Source organism: Tenacibaculum sp., from assembly GCF_048269885.1.
In the GTDB taxonomy this organism is placed as follows: domain Bacteria; phylum Bacteroidota; class Bacteroidia; order Flavobacteriales; family Flavobacteriaceae; genus Polaribacter.
The window spans coordinates 1-19,771 of record NZ_JBLWTZ010000036.1; the positions used below are offsets into that span (position 1 = coordinate 1).

Below are 19,771 nucleotides of genomic sequence, written 5' to 3' on the forward strand. Positions count from 1 at the left end.
TTATGACGCAAATTATAAAAGTACGTTTGTTTAAAAAAGTATAAAATGTACTTGTTTTTTACCTCAGTTCTTTGTTGGCAGTAGTTTTTTAAAATTTAAAAAGAGAATATCCTAATGCAAACCCTATCCAAGGCTCTTTATTATAATTCCATTTTTCAGCATCATCTCCAACACTGTAATCCCAACCAATAAACCCTCCAAGATTTATCTTGTTATAACTAAAAGATAAACCTAATCCGATTGTTCCCAATCCTTTGACTATTTCTGTGTCTGAATCTAATGGTATATTTGCACTTGAAGTATTACTTGCATTTAAAGTAACAGTAGATGCGCCTATGAGTAAACCTCCAGTCCATTTATAAGTATTCGATATATTTCCAACGTCTTTTCGATAAAAAAAAGATGTTTTGCCATAAAAAGTTCTTCCTACAAATAAATTTGCATTAAAATCTGTTGTAAATTCCTCACTTATTCCTGCATCTCTATCTTTAAATCTATATTTAAATGGTATTGTAAGGGCAGAAACTGTCCATTCTCTAAAATTTAATTTTATAGTTTGTCTATTTTCTAGTTCATAAAAATAGACATCTCGTTTTCCAAAATCTCCATTTCTATCTTTTGTCAAATAAGGATTAACAATTAATTTATTTTTTTCAAATTTCACAAACCCTTTAATTCCATTTCTTGTAATGTTCTCTTTTTTTCAATTACTTGTCTTGAGTAAAATTTTTCATCTATTGTTGTAGTGTCAAAGACCTTTATTTTTTTTCCAAAAATATTTTTTTCTATCTCATAATTTAATTTTGAACCTAACGGATAAATTGCTCTGATACTATCTTGTTCTTTATCTGTTAAGTCTTTAAATTTTATTTTTGACACCTTTTTTAAAGTTATATTTGGTCCATTGCAATAGGTTATAGTGTTTGGTATTTCATATACTTTTTTAAAAGATTCTTGTCCAAATCCTAAAGCGCATATTGATATTAAAACTAATGTAGCTATATAATTTTTCATTGTTTTTTCTTGTTAATACTCTTAAAAATAAAAATTTAGTTCCTAATCTACTTAATAGTAGATACTTCTTAAATTATTACCAACTCGTTTTATCTCAAATTTTAGTTCTTTTATCCTAATAAAAGCATGGGATACTATAAAGTTTGGCAATTTTTATATCCTCATATTAGTTAAAACCTACTATGTTAGACTTTCATAAAATTATAAACGTTTATTTTTTACGCTTTGATGGTTTTAATGATGGCGTGTTTCCTGGTGTATCTTTATTATCTCTTTGTCTTTGATCTGGTTTTCCAGTTGATTTTGCTATCCTTTTTGGTCCTGGTTTAAGTGCCATAACTTTTTACTTTATTTAATGTTAGTTGATTTTACAATCTCCCATAAACCTAAAACATTAACACCACACATTCTTACGGAAATCCTCAAAACCAACTATTTAAGTCATAAAAGTTGGTTTTTATATCATTAATGTAGTATTAAACTGAGTGTAGAGTAGCTTTATACTTAATAGTATTAATCAATAAACTATTGCCTTCATTTTCTTTGCTTGTCCAAAGAAAACGAACCAAAAGAAAGGACACTTTTACGAGGAATTTTTAAACCTTGTTTAAAAAGGCCTGAAAAACGATGCGAGGCAAAGCCTCTGAATCTCATCGCTTTTTCAGACTATTCTGCGTAAAAGGGCTTCGAAAAACTCCTTTATAAAATCAAACTTTTATTAGCTAACGTCATTACGAAGGAGGTACGACTGAAATAAGCTGTTTATTTCGAACTAAAAACATACAGATTACTGTACTTTTAGTCTGTCTTGAGCCTTTCGACTGTCGCTCAAGATAAACTTAAGTCGAAAGGCTCGTAATGACGTTTTTTTTTTTGCTAGTTTTTTTCTTTTAGTAATTTTTCTACCAAAAGTTCTAGTTTTTCAATTTTCTTTTCTTGCTCCTCTAGTTTAGTTTGTTGCTTTTCTAACAACTTTATTTTTTTCTCTTGTGCTATGGTGTACAAGGTTAACTCTTCAATCTTCTGTAATAATTTAGCATCCATTGCTCCCAAGAAAAATCCATTTTTCTCTACTTCCTTAGCACTCGGAATATCTTTTAAATGCCCTTTTTCTTTAATGTGCTTTTCTACTTCTGTTAACGTTGGTAATTGGTAATCTTCATAAAATACGAAATCAGACCAACCGCTAGCTTCCACTTTTATTTCCCTTGCTCCAATAGAACCTTCAACAGCTAGTTTATGAGAACCTGTTGTTAGAGTTCCAATACCTACATTACCTGTATTTAAATTCATTACCATACTATGATCAAACCCATTTTCAGTCCTATCTTTATCATAACCAAAAAAACCAAAATAATCACGGAGCCCCCCTAAATTAATATAATGGCCACTATACGTTTTTTGACGTATTAAAGAATGGTATTTATCAACCTTTAGCTGTGTAGTGTAGGTTATTCCTCCTGTACCTATTTTTCCTTTTATCCACGTACTTCCAGGTGATGTCACTTTTAAACTTCCATTAACATCTAGTTTAGCTTGAGGGTTTGTTGTGCCAATTCCTATATTTCGAGTAGAATTATTGATAAAAAAATCAACATCATCAATATTTTGAGAGGCTAATGGCAAATTTCCAGAAGATGTCCCCACTCCTATACCAAAACCAGTAGAAAGGTTTATAAAATCACCGTAAGAATTTGATCTTCCTATCCTAAATCCGCTTATAGTAGAGCTCCCTGTATAATGAAACCTAGCTATATTTTGATCATTTGATCTTACGGATAATTTCATATCAGGGTTTGTTGTACCAACTCCTACATAACCGTCTTTATTTAAGTAAAATTTAGCATACTTCTTTTGAGCACTCACCTCTTCTCCGTCACTTATATTCGTCACACCAATCATAAAACTATTAGCATGATCGGTATATGGATTACCTATAAACCAATTGTTGGTTTGTCCAAGACTAAAGATACCTGCTCCTCTATAATCGCTATGACTCTTAAGAAAAATTCTAGAAGCAACATAATCATTTTGGTTGTCTGCATTAACTTGAAAATATCTATCCACTTCATTTTGAGCACTCACTCTTAAACTCATTCCCATCATAGCTATGATAGCAATTTTAATTCTTTTTTTCATTGATTTATTTTTTATCTTTTAATAATTGCTTTACTAACTTTTCTAATTCTTTAATTTTAGAATTTTGCTTTTTCAACTCTTCTATTTCTTTCTCTTGCGCCTCTATTTTAGAATTTTGAGTTTTTAAGTTTTTATCCTGTTCTATCGTATATAGGGTTAACTCTTCTATTTTCTGTAATAATTTAGCATCCATCGCTCCCAAGAAAAATCCATTTTTCTCTACCTCTTTGGCACTCGGAATATCTTTTAAATGCCCTTTTTCTTTAATGTGCTTTTCTACTTCGGTTAGGGTTGGTAATTGGTAATCTTCATAAAATACGAAATCTGCCCAATTTGCATAGGTAGCTACTTTTACTTCTGTTGCTGCTACCTTACCATTAACCCCTAATTTAAAGCCTTTGGTATCTGATATTCCTATTCCAAAACCTCCTTTATTAAAATAGATTTTTTCATGATAATCCGGATTTAAAGTTTGTTTAAAATTCATAACCAATGGATCATCATACTCAATCATATTTAAATACAAGCTACCATTTTCATATGAAGTACTTAATACTCCTGCATCATAATTAGTAGTCGTTCCCACTTGAAAAGTCCCTTGAACGTTTAATTTTGCTTGTGGAGTAGCGGTACCAACTCCTATATTACCTCCAAAATAAGTATTACCATTTGGGTATATCCTTAAGTTTTTCAAATCATTATAGTTTCCATAACCTAAATATGAATAAATATGATCTGTCCTTCCCCCGTATAAGCCTATTTTGAAGTTATCTGATGACATTAGTGAGTTTTCATACTCAATAAGTGTTCTTGCCCAACCACCTCCGTTATAATCAAATTTTCTTTTAAAATTACTCCCTGAGGTTCCACCATTAATAATAATGCCTCCTGTTGTTGAATTATCTCCATTCGAAACCCACTGGGCATTAACTCCCAAACTTATTCCCATCATAGCTATGATAGCAATTCTTACTGTTCTTTTCATGCTCTTATTTTTTATCTTCTATTAATTTCTTTACTAACTTTTCTAATTCTTGAATCTTAGAGTTTTGTTTTTTCAATTCTTCTATCTCTTTCTCTTGCGCCTCAATTTTAGAGTTTTGTTTTTCTAAAACCTTTATTTTCTTTTCATGCTCTATCGTATATAGGGTTAACTCTTCTATTTTCTGTAATAATTTAGCATCCATCTCCCCTAGGAAAAATCCATTTTTCTCTACTTCCTTAGCACTTGGAATATCTTTTAAATGTCCATTCTCTTTAATATGGTTCTCTACTTCTTTTAAAGTGGGTAACTCATACTCATTTTCAAAAACAAAATCTGACCAACCACTGCCTTCTACTTTAATTTCTCTTGCTCCTATTGAACCTTCAACAGCTAGTTTATGAGAACCAGTTGTAGTTGTTCCAATACCTACTTTACCACTACTTCTAATTATACTAATCGCATTATAATCGTTACTTGCTTCCGCTGCATTGACATTATTAACACCTATGTTTAATATATTTGCTGTTCCATCATAATTGATAAAAGCACCTAGGTAATTTTCTTCTCCAAAACGAATATATCTAGATGTATTTAATCCCTCTATTCTAATGTTCCCATCTTTTACTTCTAGTTTTTCAGAAGGAGAGGTTGTTCCTATCCCTACATTTCCACCACTTCTCACTATACTAATAGCATTATAATCGTTACTCGTATCTGCTGTATTAATATTATTAACACCTATATTCAATACATTTGTTGTTCCATCATAATTAATAAAAGCACCTTGATAATTAACTTCTCCAAAACGAATATATCTTGAAGTGTTTACTCCATAAATTCTAATATTCCCTTCTTTTACCTCTAACTTTTCAGAAGGAGAGGTTGTTCCTATTCCAACATTACCTTCATGATTTACAAACATTGCTGTATTGTAACTTGTCCCATTATAGTTTGTCAAGAATTTTAGGTTACCAGAACTTGATAAAAAAGCGTCATGAGTATTAGAGGTAATACCATGTATAGATTGAGCTCCATTTTCCCTTTCAATAGCGTAATGTACATAAGAGTCTGACTTTAACAAAACTTTTCCTTTTACTTCTAATTTCTGACTTGGGCTCGTTGTACCAATTCCTACTTTATCACCCGTATCTGTTATTGCTTTAGCTTGTGCCTTTATTCCAAAACTTACCCCCATCATAGCTATGATAGCAATTCTCTTTGTTGTTTTCATTCCCTTATTTTTTTTCCTCTATTAATTTATTTACTAGTTCTTGAATATTAAAATTTTGTTTTTTCAACTCTTCTATTTCTTTCTCTTGCGCCTCGATTTTAGAGTTTTGTTTCTCTAAAATCCTTATTTTCTTTTCTTGCGCTATCGTATATAGGGTTAATTCTTCTATTTTCTGTAATAATTTAGCATCCATTTCTCCTAGAAAAAAACCATTTTTCTCTACTTCCTTAGCACTTGGAATATCTTTTAAATGTCCTTTCTCTTTAATGTGGTTTTCTACCTCAGTAAGTGTTGGTAATTGATAATCTTCATAGAATACGAAATCAGACCAATTTGCATAGGTCGCTACTTTTACCTCTGTTGCTGCTATTTTTCCATTAACCCCTAGTTTAAACCCTTTTGTATCTGTTGTTCCTATACCTATATTACCAGATTGATTGATATGAAAAGGAGTAGATTTCCAACTAGAACGGTTTTTCCATATTTGAATAGAAAAACTTCCATTATTACCACTAATAACGGGTCTATCTCCTATATTTTCTTTTGACTCTAATTGTATAGCAGCAGATACTCCTCCTTCTACAAGTAATTGGTCATAGGAACCTGTGCTTCCTTTTATATGCATTCGTTTAGAAGGTGAAGTTGTTCCTATTCCCACATTACCTGATGAATTGATAACCATTCGTTGGGTTGGTGAAAAGTTAGTGTTTTCTGCTAAGTTAGCATTTGTATAGAATCTTAAATTACCGCCATATCCTATAATACGAGATGAACTATTAACATTTGCTCCTGTTTTATATGCTCCTGACCCGTAGTAAGTCGCCCCATGGGCTAAATCGAACCCTGAATAAGCTCCTCCTCCATATACTGAAAGAGTAACTTCTCCACTCTTAGTAGTGCTTTGGTCTCCTATAATTTTTATTCCATAATTTGGATACCCATATTTATAATTGTGGTTAACTATAAGTCCTCCATTTTCATTTCCTACTACATGTAGTTTTGATTGTGGTGTTGTGGTACCTATTCCTACTTTATCTCCCGTATCTGTTATTGCTTGAGCTTGTACCTTTATTCCTAAACTCACTCCCATCATAGCTATGAGAGCAATTCTCTTTGTTGTTTTCATAATAATTTTTTGAGATTGTTTTATACTTATTTAAGACAAAAGTATATAAAATAACTAAATCCTAAAGGTTACAAAAAATGGTAGTATAAAGCTTTACACTACCATTATATTATAATTTTGTTAATTCTTAGTATGATCCAGGAACATAGGGTGGACACACGTTTAACTCTTCATTGTATACTGCACATTGGTGCATTGAGTTACAACACAAGCCTGAAGGGCATGCTGTATCTCCACAATAGTAAACCCCTCCTTTAATTGATTTTTGTTCTACTTTACTTAAAGCTTCTCCTAAATTTAAAACTTGTTTTTTCATTTTAAAAAAATTAAACATTTAATAGAGCTTTGGGCATTTAAAGACATCCAAAGTTTATGTCTGTCATTCTTCGCGAAAGAATTTTATTATAAAGGTATGTTCCCGTGTTTTCTATTTGGGCGTTCTACTTTTTTACCTTCTAACATGGCAAAAGCTTTGATTAGTTTTCTACGGGTGTCTTGTGGTAAAATTACCTCATCTACAAATCCACGTTCTGCTGCACGGTACGGATTTGCAAATTTATCTGCATACTCCGCTTCTTTCTCTGCTAATTTTGCTTCGTGGTCGTCAGCTTCGGCAATTTCCTTTTTAAAGATAATTTCACTCGCTCCTTTGGCTCCCATTACCGCAATTTCTGCACTAGGCCATGCAAAGTTCATATCGGCTCCAATGTGTTTTGAGTTCATTACGTCATACGCTCCACCATAGGCTTTACGGGTAATTACACTTACTCTTGGCACGGTAGCTTCACTCAACGCATATAATAATTTTGCTCCGTTGGTAATAATCGCATTCCATTCTTGGTCGGTTCCTGGTAAGAATCCTGGTACATCTACCAACACCAATAACGGAATATTAAAGCAATCGCAAAAACGGGTAAAACGTGCTGCTTTTTTAGAACTGTTTACATCCAAACATCCCGCTAAACTCATCGGTTGATTAGCTACAATCCCCACACTTCTTCCTCCTAAACGCGCAAATCCAACCACAATATTATCGGCATAATCTTTATGGATTTCAAAAAACGAATCCGCATCTGCAATACCATCAATTACGGCACGCATATCATACGGTTTGTTTGCATTATCTGGAACAATATTGGCTAACTCTTCTCTAATTTCATCTCCTAATTCAAATGGTAATTTTGCTGTGGTTTCCTGATTATTCTGTGGCATATAACTCAACAAGGTTTTGATATCTTCCAAACATTGTACATCGTTCGCTGCTGTTAAATGCGTAACTCCCGATTTGGTTGCATGCGTACTTGCGCCTCCTAACTCTTCTGAAGTAACTTCTTCATTGGTTACTGTTTTTACTACGCTAGGTCCTGTAACAAACATATAACTTGAATTTTCTACCATTACGGTAAAATCGGTCATGGCTGGTGAATATACTGCTCCACCCGCACAAGGTCCCATAATCGCTGAAATTTGCGGAATGACTCCCGATGCTTGTACATTTCTGTAAAAAATATCGGCATACCCACCTAACGAACGTACGCCTTCTTGAATACGTGCTCCACCAGAATCGTTCAATCCGATTAATGGTGCACCTACTTTTACGGCTAAATCCATAATCTTACAGATTTTTTCGGCATGTGTTTCCGATAACGAACCTCCAAATACCGTAAAATCTTGTGCAAATACGTACACCAAGCGTCCGTTTACCGTTCCGTATCCAGTAACCACTCCGTCACCGTAAAATTTCTGATTCTCCATGCCGAAATCGGTCGTTCTATGCGTTACTAAAATACCTACTTCTTCAAAAGAACCTTCATCTAAGAAATAATCGATACGCTCACGAGCGGTTAATTTTCCTTTTTGATGATGACGGTCAATGCGTTGTTGTCCGCCTCCTAACTTTGCTTCGGTAAGTTTATGTTGTAATGCTTCTATTTTAGATTTCATCTATATTCTTTTTTTGGGCGTTCCCCAAGGGTCGGGCTTTCCGCTATATCTTTTGTTGGTTCTCGATACTTGCTCTGCAAACTCGAACTCACAACAAAAGGATGTCGCTACAATCCCTAACGCAAATTGTTTTAACTATTATTGTTATATCTTCTTTTTAACTTCTAGGTCGTTTCTTAAACATGCTACTATTTCCTCAGAAACCCGAATCATTTTAGTTTCTATCTGCTTTGCCAATGTATTCAGGTCATTAAAATCAGGATGAACAACCAAAACTGCTTCAATAATTGAATATTTCGGCATTTCCTCTGTATCCTTATGCCACTTTGTTGACTTCAATAATTCCCAGTACTTTTTTTGAATAGGTAAAGTGTTTCCTAAAAGCCACACTTCAAACCTCATTTCTAAGTGATTTAACACTAATCCAAACTTTAACTTTTTACTCTTTAAGAATGCATTGGAATAATAAAAGTAGGTATAGTCCATATATCCATGAAGAATTCCTGCAAAAGTATATTGGTCAGAAAGGTTTTTCATAAAGTCTGTTCTTAATCTCATAACAAACTTCACCAATTCATTATAAGCAATTAATATCTCTCCTTTCTGAAGTTGTTCTTTATACACTGCTACATAATCATTTAAACTTTTCATATAAAAAAAACATTTAACACAGATTAATAATACCCTACCTTATACTTAACAAGTTTTTAAAATACGTTGCTCTTTTAAATACTGCTGTAAGGCAACTTGTGCAGCAATCTTTGCTTCTTTTTCGTATCCTGCTTCTAACAACTCAGGGGTATAATATTTCTTTACAAAATGAGTATCGAAATTTCCTGAAGTAAACGCTTCGTGTTCGCATACGAACTTTCCAAACGGCAACGTAGTTTCTATTCCTTTTACCTTATAATTACTAATGGCTTGCTTCATTAGCTCGATAGCTTCTTCACGTGTATTTCCATAGGTAATCAATTTAGAAATCATCGGATCGTAATAAATAGGAATTTCCATTCCTTCTTCAAAACCATCATCTACACGAATATTTTCTCCTTTCGGATGTTGGTAGGTTTCCAACACGCCAATACTCGGTGCAAAATTGTCTAACGGGTCTTCAGCGTACACTCGTAATTCTAACGCGTGTCCGTTAATTTGCAACTCTTCTTGTGAGAATGATAGCTCCTCTCCTCTTGCTATTTTTATTTGCTGCTCTACCAAGTCTACTCCTGTAATGAGTTCCGTAACTGGATGCTCCACTTGTAAACGTGTGTTCATTTCTAGGAAGTAGAAGTTTTTATTTTCATCTAATAAAAACTCCACCGTTCCTGCCCCTAAATAATCACAGGCTTTCGCAACTCTTACGGCTGCTGCTCCCATCGCTTCTCTAATTTCAGGAGTCAACACACTCGATGGCGCTTCTTCTACTACTTTTTGATGGCGACGTTGTACCGAACATTCACGTTCAAATAAATGTACTACGTTTCCATGAGCATCTGCCAACACTTGAATTTCGATATGACGTGGTGAACCCACATATTTTTCTATAAATACAGAACCATCTCCAAAAGCTGATGCTGCTTCTGAAATTGCACGTTGCATTTGTTCTTTAATATCGGCTTCTTTTTCTACGACACGCATTCCTTTTCCTCCACCTCCTGCTGAGGCTTTGATTAAAATCGGATAGCCAATTTCATTCGCTACTTTTGTAGCATAGGCTACATCAGTTACTGCTTCATCAATGCCCGGAACCATCGGAATATCATAAGCTTTCACGGCCTCTTTTGCTGCCAATTTGCTCCCCATCACTTCAATAGCATGGGTTTTCGGCCCTATAAATACAATTCCTGATTTTGCTACGGCTTCTCCAAACGCTGCATTTTCACTTAAAAATCCATACCCCGGGTGAATTCCATCTACACCTAACTCCTTCGCTACTTCAATAATTTTATCGCCTAATAAATAGGATTGATTCGATGGCGCAGGACCAATACATACTGCTTCGTCTGCAAAAGTTACGTGTGGAGAATTTCTATCTGCTTCTGAAAAAACCGCTACCGTTTTAATTCCCATCTTTTTTGCTGTACGCATTACACGCAATGCAATCTCTCCTCTATTTGCTACTAATATCTTTTTCATCTTATTCCATTTCTATTAAAACCGTATTCTTTTCTACTTTATCCCCCACTTGTATCGCAACCGATTTTACGATTCCATCTCTTGGTGCTTGTAAGGTATTCTCCATTTTCATGGCCTCTAATACTAAAATCCCGTCACCTTCTTTTACTTCTTGACCAATTTCAACATCAACAGAAACAATTAACCCGGGCATTGGAGCCTTGATATCGTTTTCTTTTTTCTCGGTTGCTACTTCCAACCCTAACTCATCAATCAACATATCTAATTCATCAGCAATACTTACCTCATAGGTATTTCCATTGATTTGAACGGTGTATGTTTTTTTGTTGAAATTTGTTTGAAGTATGGTAGCTTGATACGATTGGTTGCCTTCAAGTACATGGTAGTTATTTTTTGATTTTTCTACTATATCTAACGCCTCTATTTGCGCTTCAGTAAAGTCAAAATCATGCGTTTTATTAACGCTCGTTTTAAAAGATTTACTCATAAATATCTGATATTTTCACCACTAAAATATTAAAATTACGATGGAATGCATGAGTTAACTCTATAAATTCATAAGAATGTTTTTTTACTTACTTAATAACTTCCCGTTCTTTTATAAATAATCCTAGAAAAATCCACTATTTATCGATCTTAATTCATATTTCATATATACCTTTGCACCGTTCTCATAAAGGGGTGCCTTTTGAGTTATTAGTGTTTAGTAAATAGTTGTTAGTTAACTTAAAATTCAACATTTATAACTCATAATTAAAAATAGGCTGAGATCATACCCAACGAACCTGGAACAGGTAATGCTGTTTAGGGAAGCGAGCGTAAATAAAAGGTCTGGTAGACCTTTTTAGCGAGTGCAAAAATAAAGCTATGCTTTACGCTCATAATTTAATTATTCAATGTTTAACTAAAGAATAATTACCTCTTTTTATTCGATTTTGTTTTTTATAAAATGAGACCGATGTCTTTCAATCAATATTCACAATTAATAAACACAGAATGTTATTTTGCTAAAAACAGCTTAAAAACAAGTCTGAAAAAAATTATGTTTGGCTATCGCCCTGCGATAAAGAAAGTGAAAATAGTCGCTTTTTTACTTGTAGTATTTACAACACTAACAGCAAGTGCACAAACATTTACTTTATCTGGTAAAGTAATTGATGCCAACAAAAAACCTTTGGTGGGTGCTACGGTAACTGTTGCCTCTCTTAACAAAGGAACTGCTACCGATTTTAATGGTGATTTTACATTAAAGCTATCAAAAGGAACTTATGTTTTTAAAGTTTCACACATTGGTTTTAATCCCCTTTTACAAGAGGTTGTGATAACCAACAATCAACAAATTACCTTTCAGTTAACTTCCGATGAAGCCATTTTAGATGAAGTACTGGTTTCTGCCGTTCGTGTAAAAGCAGATGCGCCCGTAACGCACTCTAATCTTAGCAAACAAGAAATTGAAAAACGTAATTTAGGGCAAGACATTCCTGTATTATTAAACTATTTACCGTCAGTAACATCTTCGTCGGATGCGGGTGCTGGTATTGGGTATACTTATATTCGTGTACGTGGTTCGGATGCTACTCGTGTAAACGTTACCATTAACGGAATTCCGTATAACGATGCCGAAAGTCAGGGAACTTTTTGGGTTAATATGGGAGATTTTGCTTCGTCTACACAAAGTTTACAATTACAGCGTGGGGTAGGTACTTCTACGAACGGTTCTGGAGCTTTTGGAGCTAGTTTAAACATCTTAACCGATGCCGTTTCTGAGGAAGCTGGTGGAGAAATTTCAAATGCTTTTGGTTCGTACGGAACAAGAAAGCACACCGTAAAGTTTACTACTGGTAAGTTAAATAATGGGTTTGAATTTGCGGGACGTTTATCTAACATATACTCTGATGGATACGTTGATAGAGCTTTCACCGATTTAAAATCGTATTTCTTACAAGGTAGCTATACCGATGACAATACGTTGATTAAAGCTTTAGTTTTTGGAGGTAAAGAAAGAACCTATCAAGCTTGGTATGGTTTAACTCCTGAGGAACTAAAAGAAAATCGTCGTCAAAATCCGTATACCTACGATAATGAAACCGATAATTATTGGCAAGATCACTATCAGTTACACTGGAATGAAAAACTTTCTGAAAACTGGACTACCAATATTGGTTTAAATTATACACGTGGTAAAGGGTATTACGAACAATTTAAAGGAGGAAGTGATGCTGCTGATTATGATGGTTTAATTGTTGATGGAAGCGATGTAATTGTGAGAAGGTGGTTAGACAATCATTTTTATGTTGCTAATGGGAATGCTACGTACAAAAATGACAAGTTAGAAATTATTTCTGGAGTTTCGTACAGTACCTATAATAACGACCATTATGGAGAAATTATTTGGGGAAGTGATTTAACTCCGAATACCAACATTAATGACCATTACTACGACAGTACTTCTGAAAAAACAGATTTGAGTATTTTCTCTAAAGCTACGTTTAGTCTTTCTGATCAGTTTAAAGCGTTTGTTGATGTACAAGGACGATTTGTAAATTATCAAACGAAAGGGTTGACATCTGATAGAATTCCTATTGATGTGGATAAGGATTATAACTTTTTCAATCCAAAATTCGGACTTACTTACAAAATAAACGACGAACATAGTATATATACTTCGTATGCTAAAGCGAACAGAGAACCTAATAGAAATGATTTTGAAGGTGGTAATTCTCAACACGAAAGCTTAGATGATTATGAATTAGGTTGGCGTTTGGCTAATAAAACAGTTCGATTAAATACCAATGTGTATTATATGGATTATCAGAATCAATTGATTCTTACCGGTGCTATCGACCCAAATACTGGAGAACCTTTACGTGCTTCTAGTGGTAATAGTTATCGTTTAGGATTAGAAGTAGATGCTGACATTACCATATCTGAACAAGTATCTATGCGCCCTAATATTGCTTTTAGTAAAAACATTAATAGAGATTATCATGCTGAAATTAATGGGGAATTACAAAATTTAGGAGATACTCCTATTACTTTTTCTCCTGACATCGTTTTTGGAAATGCATTGATTTATCAACCAGTTAACAATGTACAAATCGCATTCTTATCTAAATATGTTGGAAAACAATTTATGAGTAACCTAGATAGTAGAGTATCTGGTTTAGATGTTTTAAAAGGATTCTTTACGAGTGACTTAAACATTGTTTATGAAATTAAAACTAATAAGATTTTTAAATCGATTGTACTTACTGGGTTAGTAAACAATATTTTTAACAAAGAATATGTTGATAGGGGCTACTATTACACGTATGACGACACATGGTCCAATCCTGGAACGACAACCACTCTTGACGGTGCAGGCTACTATCCACAAGCTACTAGAAACTTTTTAGTAGGTGCAACGTTAAAATTTTAAGTGGGAAAATGCTAGAAAAACAAAAAAACCGAGACAATTGTCTCGGTTTTTTTTATGGAATAATTTGCTATTTTTACCCTATAAAAAACAAATCGCTTACTTGAAATATAAATCATGGAAAGAGATTTACATCTTTAAACTAATTCACACCAATTTAAACTTATGAGGAAGCTTTTTTTTATCCTTGGTTTTTTAACTTCATTAAATTCTTATAGTCAAACTACTGAAAAAATTTATTATAAAGATATTGTTGGCAATTGTATTGAGGATTTAAATAAACAAATAAATCAAGCTTGGAAAGACAAAGAAAATAAAAAAGCCATAAAATTATTTGATTCACTTGTAAACAATTGCATCAAGGGAAAGTATTTATCGAACTACGATTTTAAAACTATAAAAAATAAAACTATAAGTACTGGAAAAATTAACACTCCAATTGTTCTTCTAACTTCAGCTAATTGGTGTGGCCCTTGTTGGGGAGAAATTCCAACTTTAAACAAGCTAGCCCAAAAATATGATGGTCAAATTGAGTTTATTGTTCTTTTCTGGAATAAAAAGAAAGACTTGAGAAAAATGGCTTCAAAATATGACAAAAGAATTCACTTAATCCCTTCAAAAACTGAACCTCTTGACAAATCATCTATACTGATTAATGGATTCAATCATAAACTTGATTATCCTGCTGCTTATTTAATTGATGAGCACAAAAAAATTCTTGACATGACTAGAGGAGCAGCATTCCCTAATAAAAACATGGGGTGGGGTAAAGTCAACAAAATAAATGAAAAAAAACTAACAGAATTTATTAAACCAGTAACTAAAAATTTTATAAGCGTAATCCAGAAATAAGAAAACCGAGCAAATGCTCGGTTTTTTCTTTATTCTTTATTTTTTTCTGTCCATTCTAAATAGCCTCCTAAAACATTGTAGACTTCATAACCTTTTTTAACTAGGAGTTCGGTTGCTTTTTTACTTCTACCTCCTGAGCGACAGTAAATATATACAGGTTGCGATTTATCTAACTTTTCTAAAACCTTTCCTTCAAAGTCTTCACCTGTAATATCTATTTTAATTGGAGTTTTAATAACTCCACCAGCCCACTCTTCTGGGGTTCTAACGTCTAATAATTGTATGCTATTTTCGTTTTCTAAAACTATTTGTAAATTTTCTACCGTGATCTCTTTTCCTTCATTGGTTTGTGGCTTACACGACAATACTACCGTTAAAAATAAACCTACTAAAAAAACACCTTTGTTCATTCTTCCCTATTTTAAAGTTGATGGACAAACAGCTGCTGTTCTTGGAATATCAGTTTCTTTAATCGCTTTATATCCTCCTGCAACATCAATTATATTATGGAATCCTCTTGCTTTTAAAATAGACGCTGCAATTACTGAACGGTATCCACCAGCACAGTGCACATAAAAGTCTTCTTTTGTTGGGAACTCTTCAATATGATCGTTTAGGAAGTCTAATGGGGTACTTGGTACGTCTACAATATGCTCATTGGCGTATTCTCCTGGTTTTCTAACATCAAAAACAGGTGCTTTTTTCGTAACTGCTTCTGCTAAAATAGTTGCAGAAACAGATCGTAACATGTCTACTTCTTTTCCTGCTTCTTTCCAAGCTAAAAAGCTTCCATCTAAATATCCTAACACGTTATCAAAACCAACACGAGATAAACGTGTAATCGTGGTTTCTTCTTCTCCTTCTGGAGTCACTAATAAAATTGGCTGTGTAACATCTTTAATCAATGCGCCTACCCATGGTGCAAATGTTCCTCCTAAACCAATAAAAATTGATTGTGGTATAAATCCTTTAATAAATTCGGATTGATGACGTACATCTAAAATCAACGCATCTGTTTCGTTGGCCATTTTTTCAAAATCTGTTACTGATAGAGCTGTTGCTCCACTTTTGATAACTTCATCGATAGATTGATACCCTTCCTTATTCATTTTAACATTTAAAGGAAAATATTCAGGTGGAGGTAGTAATCCGTCAGTTACTTCTTTTACAAACTCTTCTTTGGTCATATCTGCACGTAATGCATAATTGGTTTTCTTTTGATCTCCAATAGTACCCACTGTTTCTTTGCTTAAGTTCTTACCACAAGCCGATCCTGCTCCGTGTGCTGGATATACAATTACATCATCTTCCAACGTCATGATTTTTGTGCGTAAACTATCGTACAATAGTCCTGCTAATTCATCTTGTGTTAAGTTTGCTGCTTTTTGTGCTAAATCAGGACGACCTACATCACCTAAAAATAAGGTATCTCCACTAAAAACTGCATGATTTTTTCCTTCCTTATCTTTTAATAAATACGAAGCACTCTCCATGGTATGTCCTGGAGTATGTAATACGGTAATAGTAATATCTCCTAAGGTAAATACTTCTCCATCTGTGGCAATATGAGCTTCATAATTTGTTTTTGCTGTTGGTCCGTATACAATTGTCGCTCCTGTTTTTTCAGCTAGCGTAACATGACCACTTACAAAATCTGCATGGAAGTGAGTTTCGAAAATATATTTGATTTTAGCGCCATCTTTTTCAGCTCTGTTTATATAAGGATCAACTTCACGTAACGGATCTATAATTGCTACTTCTCCATTACTTTCAATATAATAGGCTCCTTGTGCTAAACAACCTGTATAAATTTGCTCTATTTTCATGATATTATATATTATTTATACGCTTGGTGTATGTACTGTGCGTATTTTTTCTGATTTTGATTATCTCCTGTTTTATAAAAATTTACGGCACCATTGGCACGCATAAAAAAGTGATCTAAACTTACAACGTCTAATAAACCTCCTCTGAAAAAGGCATCTCTTACAGGCCCTTTCACTCCTGCAAAATAAAATTGAATGTTGTGTTTGTTAAAATAAACAATACGTTCTTTTAACATCTCTATCCCAGTACTATCTACTCTGTTAATACTCTCTGCATCTAATACAATCAATTTTAATGCCTTCCCTTTTTCTTCTGCCATTTCATCCAATTTATCTCGAAAATAATTTGAATTTGCATAAAACAACTGTGCATCAAAACGGAACACTAAAATTTCATCATCTAGAATAACTTCCTTAAACCTGTTTTTATTACGATAGAAGTCTGAATTTGGTACTTTTCCTAACTCGGCTACATACGGTCTTGAGGTTCTAAAAATTAAAACAATTAACGATAAAACTACGCCGATTAAAATTCCGTATTCTATCCCGAAGAAAATAGTAGCTAAAAAAGTAGCTAAAAGTAACCAAAAATCTAAATTGTTTGCTTTCCATAATCTTTTGGCTTCTTTTACATTAATCAGGTTAAAAACTGCAACAATAATGATTGCTGATAAAATAGTTTTAGGTAAGTGGTAAAAAACTGGGGTTAAAAAAAGCAAGGTAAATACGACTAAAATCGCAGAAACAATTGCGGAAAATCCTGTAGTTCCACCCGATTCTGCATTGATTGCCGATCGAGAAAAGCTGGATGCTGATGGATACGATTGAAATAACGATCCAACCATATTACTCAAACCTAAAGCTACCAGTTCTTGATTGGGTCTTACTCTGTATTCATCTTGTTTAGCTTCCAAGGTTTTTCCAATAGAGATAGTTTCTAAATATCCTACCATAACCAACGTTGCTGCTATTGGCATCAATTCACGTATCAAAGCTATATCGATTACTGGTATTGAAAATTTAGGTAAACCTGAAGGAATGTCTTTTACAATGGCAACATCAGATAATTGTGTCCCAAAAAAACGGATACTTACTATCCCCAGTATAACAACGATTAACGCGTTGGGTATTTTTCTATTAATTCTTCTAAAAATTATAATAATAGCGCAGGCTATTAAACCTATAATTGTTGTATTTGTTTTAAAATATTTAAGTCTGAAGAGAATGTCTTCTAATAGTATATGAATTTGATCGCTTTGTACAAACTCTACTCCAAATAAGTTCCTAAATTGATTTAGTCCAATAATTAAAGCTACTGCAGAAGTAAATCCTGTTATTACAGGTCTTGATAAAAAGTTTACAATAAATCCTAAGCGGAAAATTCCCATTAAAAACTGAATAGTCCCCACTACTAGTGCGAGTAATATTGCAATGGCAATATAACTTTCAGAACCTGTTAATGCTAAGGTAGAAACTCCTGTTGCTACAATTAAGGAGTCCATTGCTACTGGACCAATTGCTACTTGACGTGATGTTCCAAAAACAGCATACATTAACTGAGGCATTAAGGCTGCATACAAGCCATAAATTGGTGGTAATCCTGCAATTAATGCATAGGCTATACCTTGTGGAATTAACACAATAGCAACGGTTATACCGGCAACTACATCACCTCTTAACTGCGATTTTTTATAGTTGGGTAACCATTCTAGTATCGGTATGAGTTTTTTTAGTAGTTTCATTTATTTAAAAGAGCTCTCCTTGGCTAGTTCCTTTAATTCTTCCTAAATGTTTATATGCCAAATCGGTTACTTCTCTTCCTCTGGGTGTTCGCATAATAAATCCTTGTTGTATTAAAAAGGGCTCATATACTTCTTCAATTGTTTCTGCATTTTCAGCAACTGCTGTTGCTAAAGTGGTTATCCCAACTGGTCCACCTTTAAACTTATCAATAATGGTAGATAAAATTTTATTATCCATTTCATCTAGCCCGTGGGCATCTACATTTAACGCTTTTAAAGCATATCTCGCTATTTCTATGGTGATGGTACCATCTCCCTTAATTTGAGCAAAATCGCGTACTCTGCGTAATAATGCATTGGCAATACGTGGGGTTCCTCTACTCCTTCCAGCAATTTCTATTGCTGCTTCCATAGAGATTGGCACTTTTAAAATATAGGCACTTCGTTGAATAATCGTTGTTAGTAGTTCTGTTGAGTAATAATGCAATCGACTACTGATACCAAAACGAGCTCGCATAGGAGCTGTAAGTAACCCTGAACGAGTAGTGGCGCCTACTAAAGTAAATGGTTCTAGATTAATTTGAACAGTACGTGCGTTAGGTCCAGATTCAATCATAATATCGATTTTATAATCTTCCATTGCTGAGTACAAGTACTCTTCAACAATAGGACTTAATCGATGGATTTCATCTATAAACAAAACATCACGTTCATCTAAGTTGGTTAGTAAGCCTGCTAAATCTCCCGGTTTGTCTAACACAGGTCCTGAGGTTACTTTTATTCCAACTCCTAACTCATTGGCTAAAATATGCGCCAACGTTGTTTTTCCTAATCCTGGAGGGCCGTGAAATAAGGCATGGTCTAATGCTTCATCTCGTTGATTCGCTGCCTCTACAAAAATTTTTAAATTGTCTATTGCCTGATCTTGACCAGTAAAATCATCAAAGGAAAGCGGACGTAGCTTTTTTTCTACATCTAGTTCCTCATTTGAGTAGTTTGTGTTTTCAGGGTTTAGGTTTTCATTCATATAGGTGCAAATATACTTGAAATATGATGTTTGCTTTGTAATATATGTTACTTAGCCAATATTTTTATGCTAAGATACATATTATAACCTGTTGTGATAGTTAATGAGAACAATAAAAACTATATCATCTCTATACATTAACAACAAAACACACTTTTATTTTTACTCTATTAAAAAGAACACCATTCGTTAATTACAGCTCTAAAGCTCCTAAAAAAAGGCATAAAAAAAACCTCAATCTAATCAAAGATTGAGGTTTGTTAAAGAAAGGCAACGACCTACTCTCCCACCTGTGGCAGTACCATCGGCGCTAATGGGCTTAACTTCTCTGTTCGGA

18 protein-coding genes are annotated in these 19,771 nt (G+C 33.8%); 2 read left to right on the plus strand and 16 right to left on the minus strand.

Features of this window, described 5'->3' with window-relative positions; translation table 11 throughout:
• Positions 1-88: 88 nt before the first annotated feature.
• The 12 genes from ACN0WY_RS16720 to ACN0WY_RS16775 all read right to left on the minus strand — a co-directional run bounded on the left by ACN0WY_RS16720 (position 89) and on the right by ACN0WY_RS16775 (position 11,059).
• A complete protein-coding gene (locus ACN0WY_RS16720) occupies positions 89-625 on the minus strand; it encodes a hypothetical protein (protein ID WP_417801105.1) in 537 nt (178 codons plus the stop codon).
• 35 nt (positions 626-660) lie between these two features.
• Entirely contained in the window at positions 661-1,014 is a 354-nt protein-coding gene (locus tag ACN0WY_RS16725; protein ID WP_417801106.1) for a hypothetical protein, read from the minus strand.
• Positions 1,015-1,225: 211 nt separating this feature from the next.
• On the minus strand, positions 1,226-1,351 hold the full coding sequence (locus ACN0WY_RS16730; protein ID WP_262510972.1) for a hypothetical protein: 126 nt from the start codon (positions 1,349-1,351) through the stop codon (positions 1,226-1,228).
• Positions 1,352-1,890: 539 nt separating this feature from the next.
• Positions 1,891-3,153: a hypothetical protein gene (locus tag ACN0WY_RS16735; RefSeq protein WP_417801107.1), complete on the minus strand. Its 1,263-nt coding sequence runs from the start codon at positions 3,151-3,153 to the stop codon at positions 1,891-1,893.
• 4 nt (positions 3,154-3,157) lie between these two features.
• Positions 3,158-4,138: a hypothetical protein gene (locus tag ACN0WY_RS16740; protein WP_417801108.1), complete on the minus strand. Its 981-nt coding sequence runs from the start codon at positions 4,136-4,138 to the stop codon at positions 3,158-3,160.
• Positions 4,139-4,142: 4 nt separating this feature from the next.
• Complete coding sequence (locus ACN0WY_RS16745) at positions 4,143-5,369, minus strand: hypothetical protein (RefSeq protein WP_417801109.1); 1,227 nt, start codon at positions 5,367-5,369, stop codon at positions 4,143-4,145.
• A 4-nt stretch (positions 5,370-5,373) separates the two neighbouring features.
• Positions 5,374-6,495 (minus strand): hypothetical protein, encoded by a 1,122-nt coding sequence (locus tag ACN0WY_RS16750; RefSeq protein ID WP_417801110.1) that lies wholly within the window; start codon positions 6,493-6,495, stop codon positions 5,374-5,376.
• A gap of 127 nt (positions 6,496-6,622) precedes the next feature.
• A complete protein-coding gene (locus ACN0WY_RS16755) occupies positions 6,623-6,811 on the minus strand; it encodes a hypothetical protein (RefSeq protein ID WP_417801111.1) in 189 nt (62 codons plus the stop codon).
• A gap of 86 nt (positions 6,812-6,897) precedes the next feature.
• Positions 6,898-8,439, minus strand: a complete 1,542-nt coding sequence (locus ACN0WY_RS16760) for an acyl-CoA carboxylase subunit beta (protein WP_330488559.1) — start codon at positions 8,437-8,439, stop codon at positions 6,898-6,900.
• A gap of 144 nt (positions 8,440-8,583) precedes the next feature.
• Positions 8,584-9,090, minus strand: a complete 507-nt coding sequence (locus ACN0WY_RS16765; protein ID WP_417801112.1) for a DUF7000 family protein — start codon at positions 9,088-9,090, stop codon at positions 8,584-8,586.
• A gap of 45 nt (positions 9,091-9,135) precedes the next feature.
• Positions 9,136-10,572, minus strand: coding sequence for an acetyl-CoA carboxylase biotin carboxylase subunit (gene accC, locus ACN0WY_RS16770; protein WP_330488561.1), 1,437 nt, complete (start codon positions 10,570-10,572; stop codon positions 9,136-9,138).
• Between the two features lies 1 nt (position 10,573).
• Positions 10,574-11,059 (minus strand): biotin/lipoyl-containing protein, encoded by a 486-nt coding sequence (locus tag ACN0WY_RS16775; protein WP_330488562.1) that lies wholly within the window; start codon positions 11,057-11,059, stop codon positions 10,574-10,576.
• Positions 11,060-11,614: 555 nt separating this feature from the next.
• Here ACN0WY_RS16775 and ACN0WY_RS16780 point away from each other — a divergent pair.
• Both ACN0WY_RS16780 and ACN0WY_RS16785 read left to right on the plus strand, forming a co-directional pair.
• On the plus strand, positions 11,615-13,990 hold the full coding sequence (locus tag ACN0WY_RS16780) for a TonB-dependent receptor (protein ID WP_417801113.1): 2,376 nt from the start codon (positions 11,615-11,617) through the stop codon (positions 13,988-13,990).
• Positions 13,991-14,152: 162 nt separating this feature from the next.
• Entirely contained in the window at positions 14,153-14,839 is a 687-nt protein-coding gene (locus tag ACN0WY_RS16785) for a TlpA family protein disulfide reductase (protein WP_417801114.1), read from the plus strand.
• 29 nt (positions 14,840-14,868) lie between these two features.
• On the opposite strand, the gene ACN0WY_RS16790 is transcribed toward ACN0WY_RS16785, so the two are convergent.
• The 4 genes from ACN0WY_RS16790 to ruvB are packed head-to-tail and all read right to left on the minus strand — an operon-like array spanning position 14,869 to position 19,434.
• Entirely contained in the window at positions 14,869-15,249 is a 381-nt protein-coding gene (locus ACN0WY_RS16790) for a rhodanese-like domain-containing protein (protein ID WP_417801115.1), read from the minus strand.
• A 6-nt stretch (positions 15,250-15,255) separates the two neighbouring features.
• The gene (locus ACN0WY_RS16795) at positions 15,256-16,665 is read right to left on the minus strand and encodes an MBL fold metallo-hydrolase (protein ID WP_417801116.1); all 1,410 of its coding nucleotides are present in this window, start codon (positions 16,663-16,665) and stop codon (positions 15,256-15,258) included.
• A gap of 11 nt (positions 16,666-16,676) precedes the next feature.
• Positions 16,677-18,407: a SulP family inorganic anion transporter gene (locus ACN0WY_RS16800; RefSeq protein WP_417801117.1), complete on the minus strand. Its 1,731-nt coding sequence runs from the start codon at positions 18,405-18,407 to the stop codon at positions 16,677-16,679.
• 4 nt (positions 18,408-18,411) lie between these two features.
• A complete protein-coding gene (gene ruvB / locus ACN0WY_RS16805; RefSeq protein WP_330488567.1) occupies positions 18,412-19,434 on the minus strand; it encodes a Holliday junction branch migration DNA helicase RuvB in 1,023 nt (340 codons plus the stop codon).
• Positions 19,435-19,771: the final 337 nt, after the last annotated feature.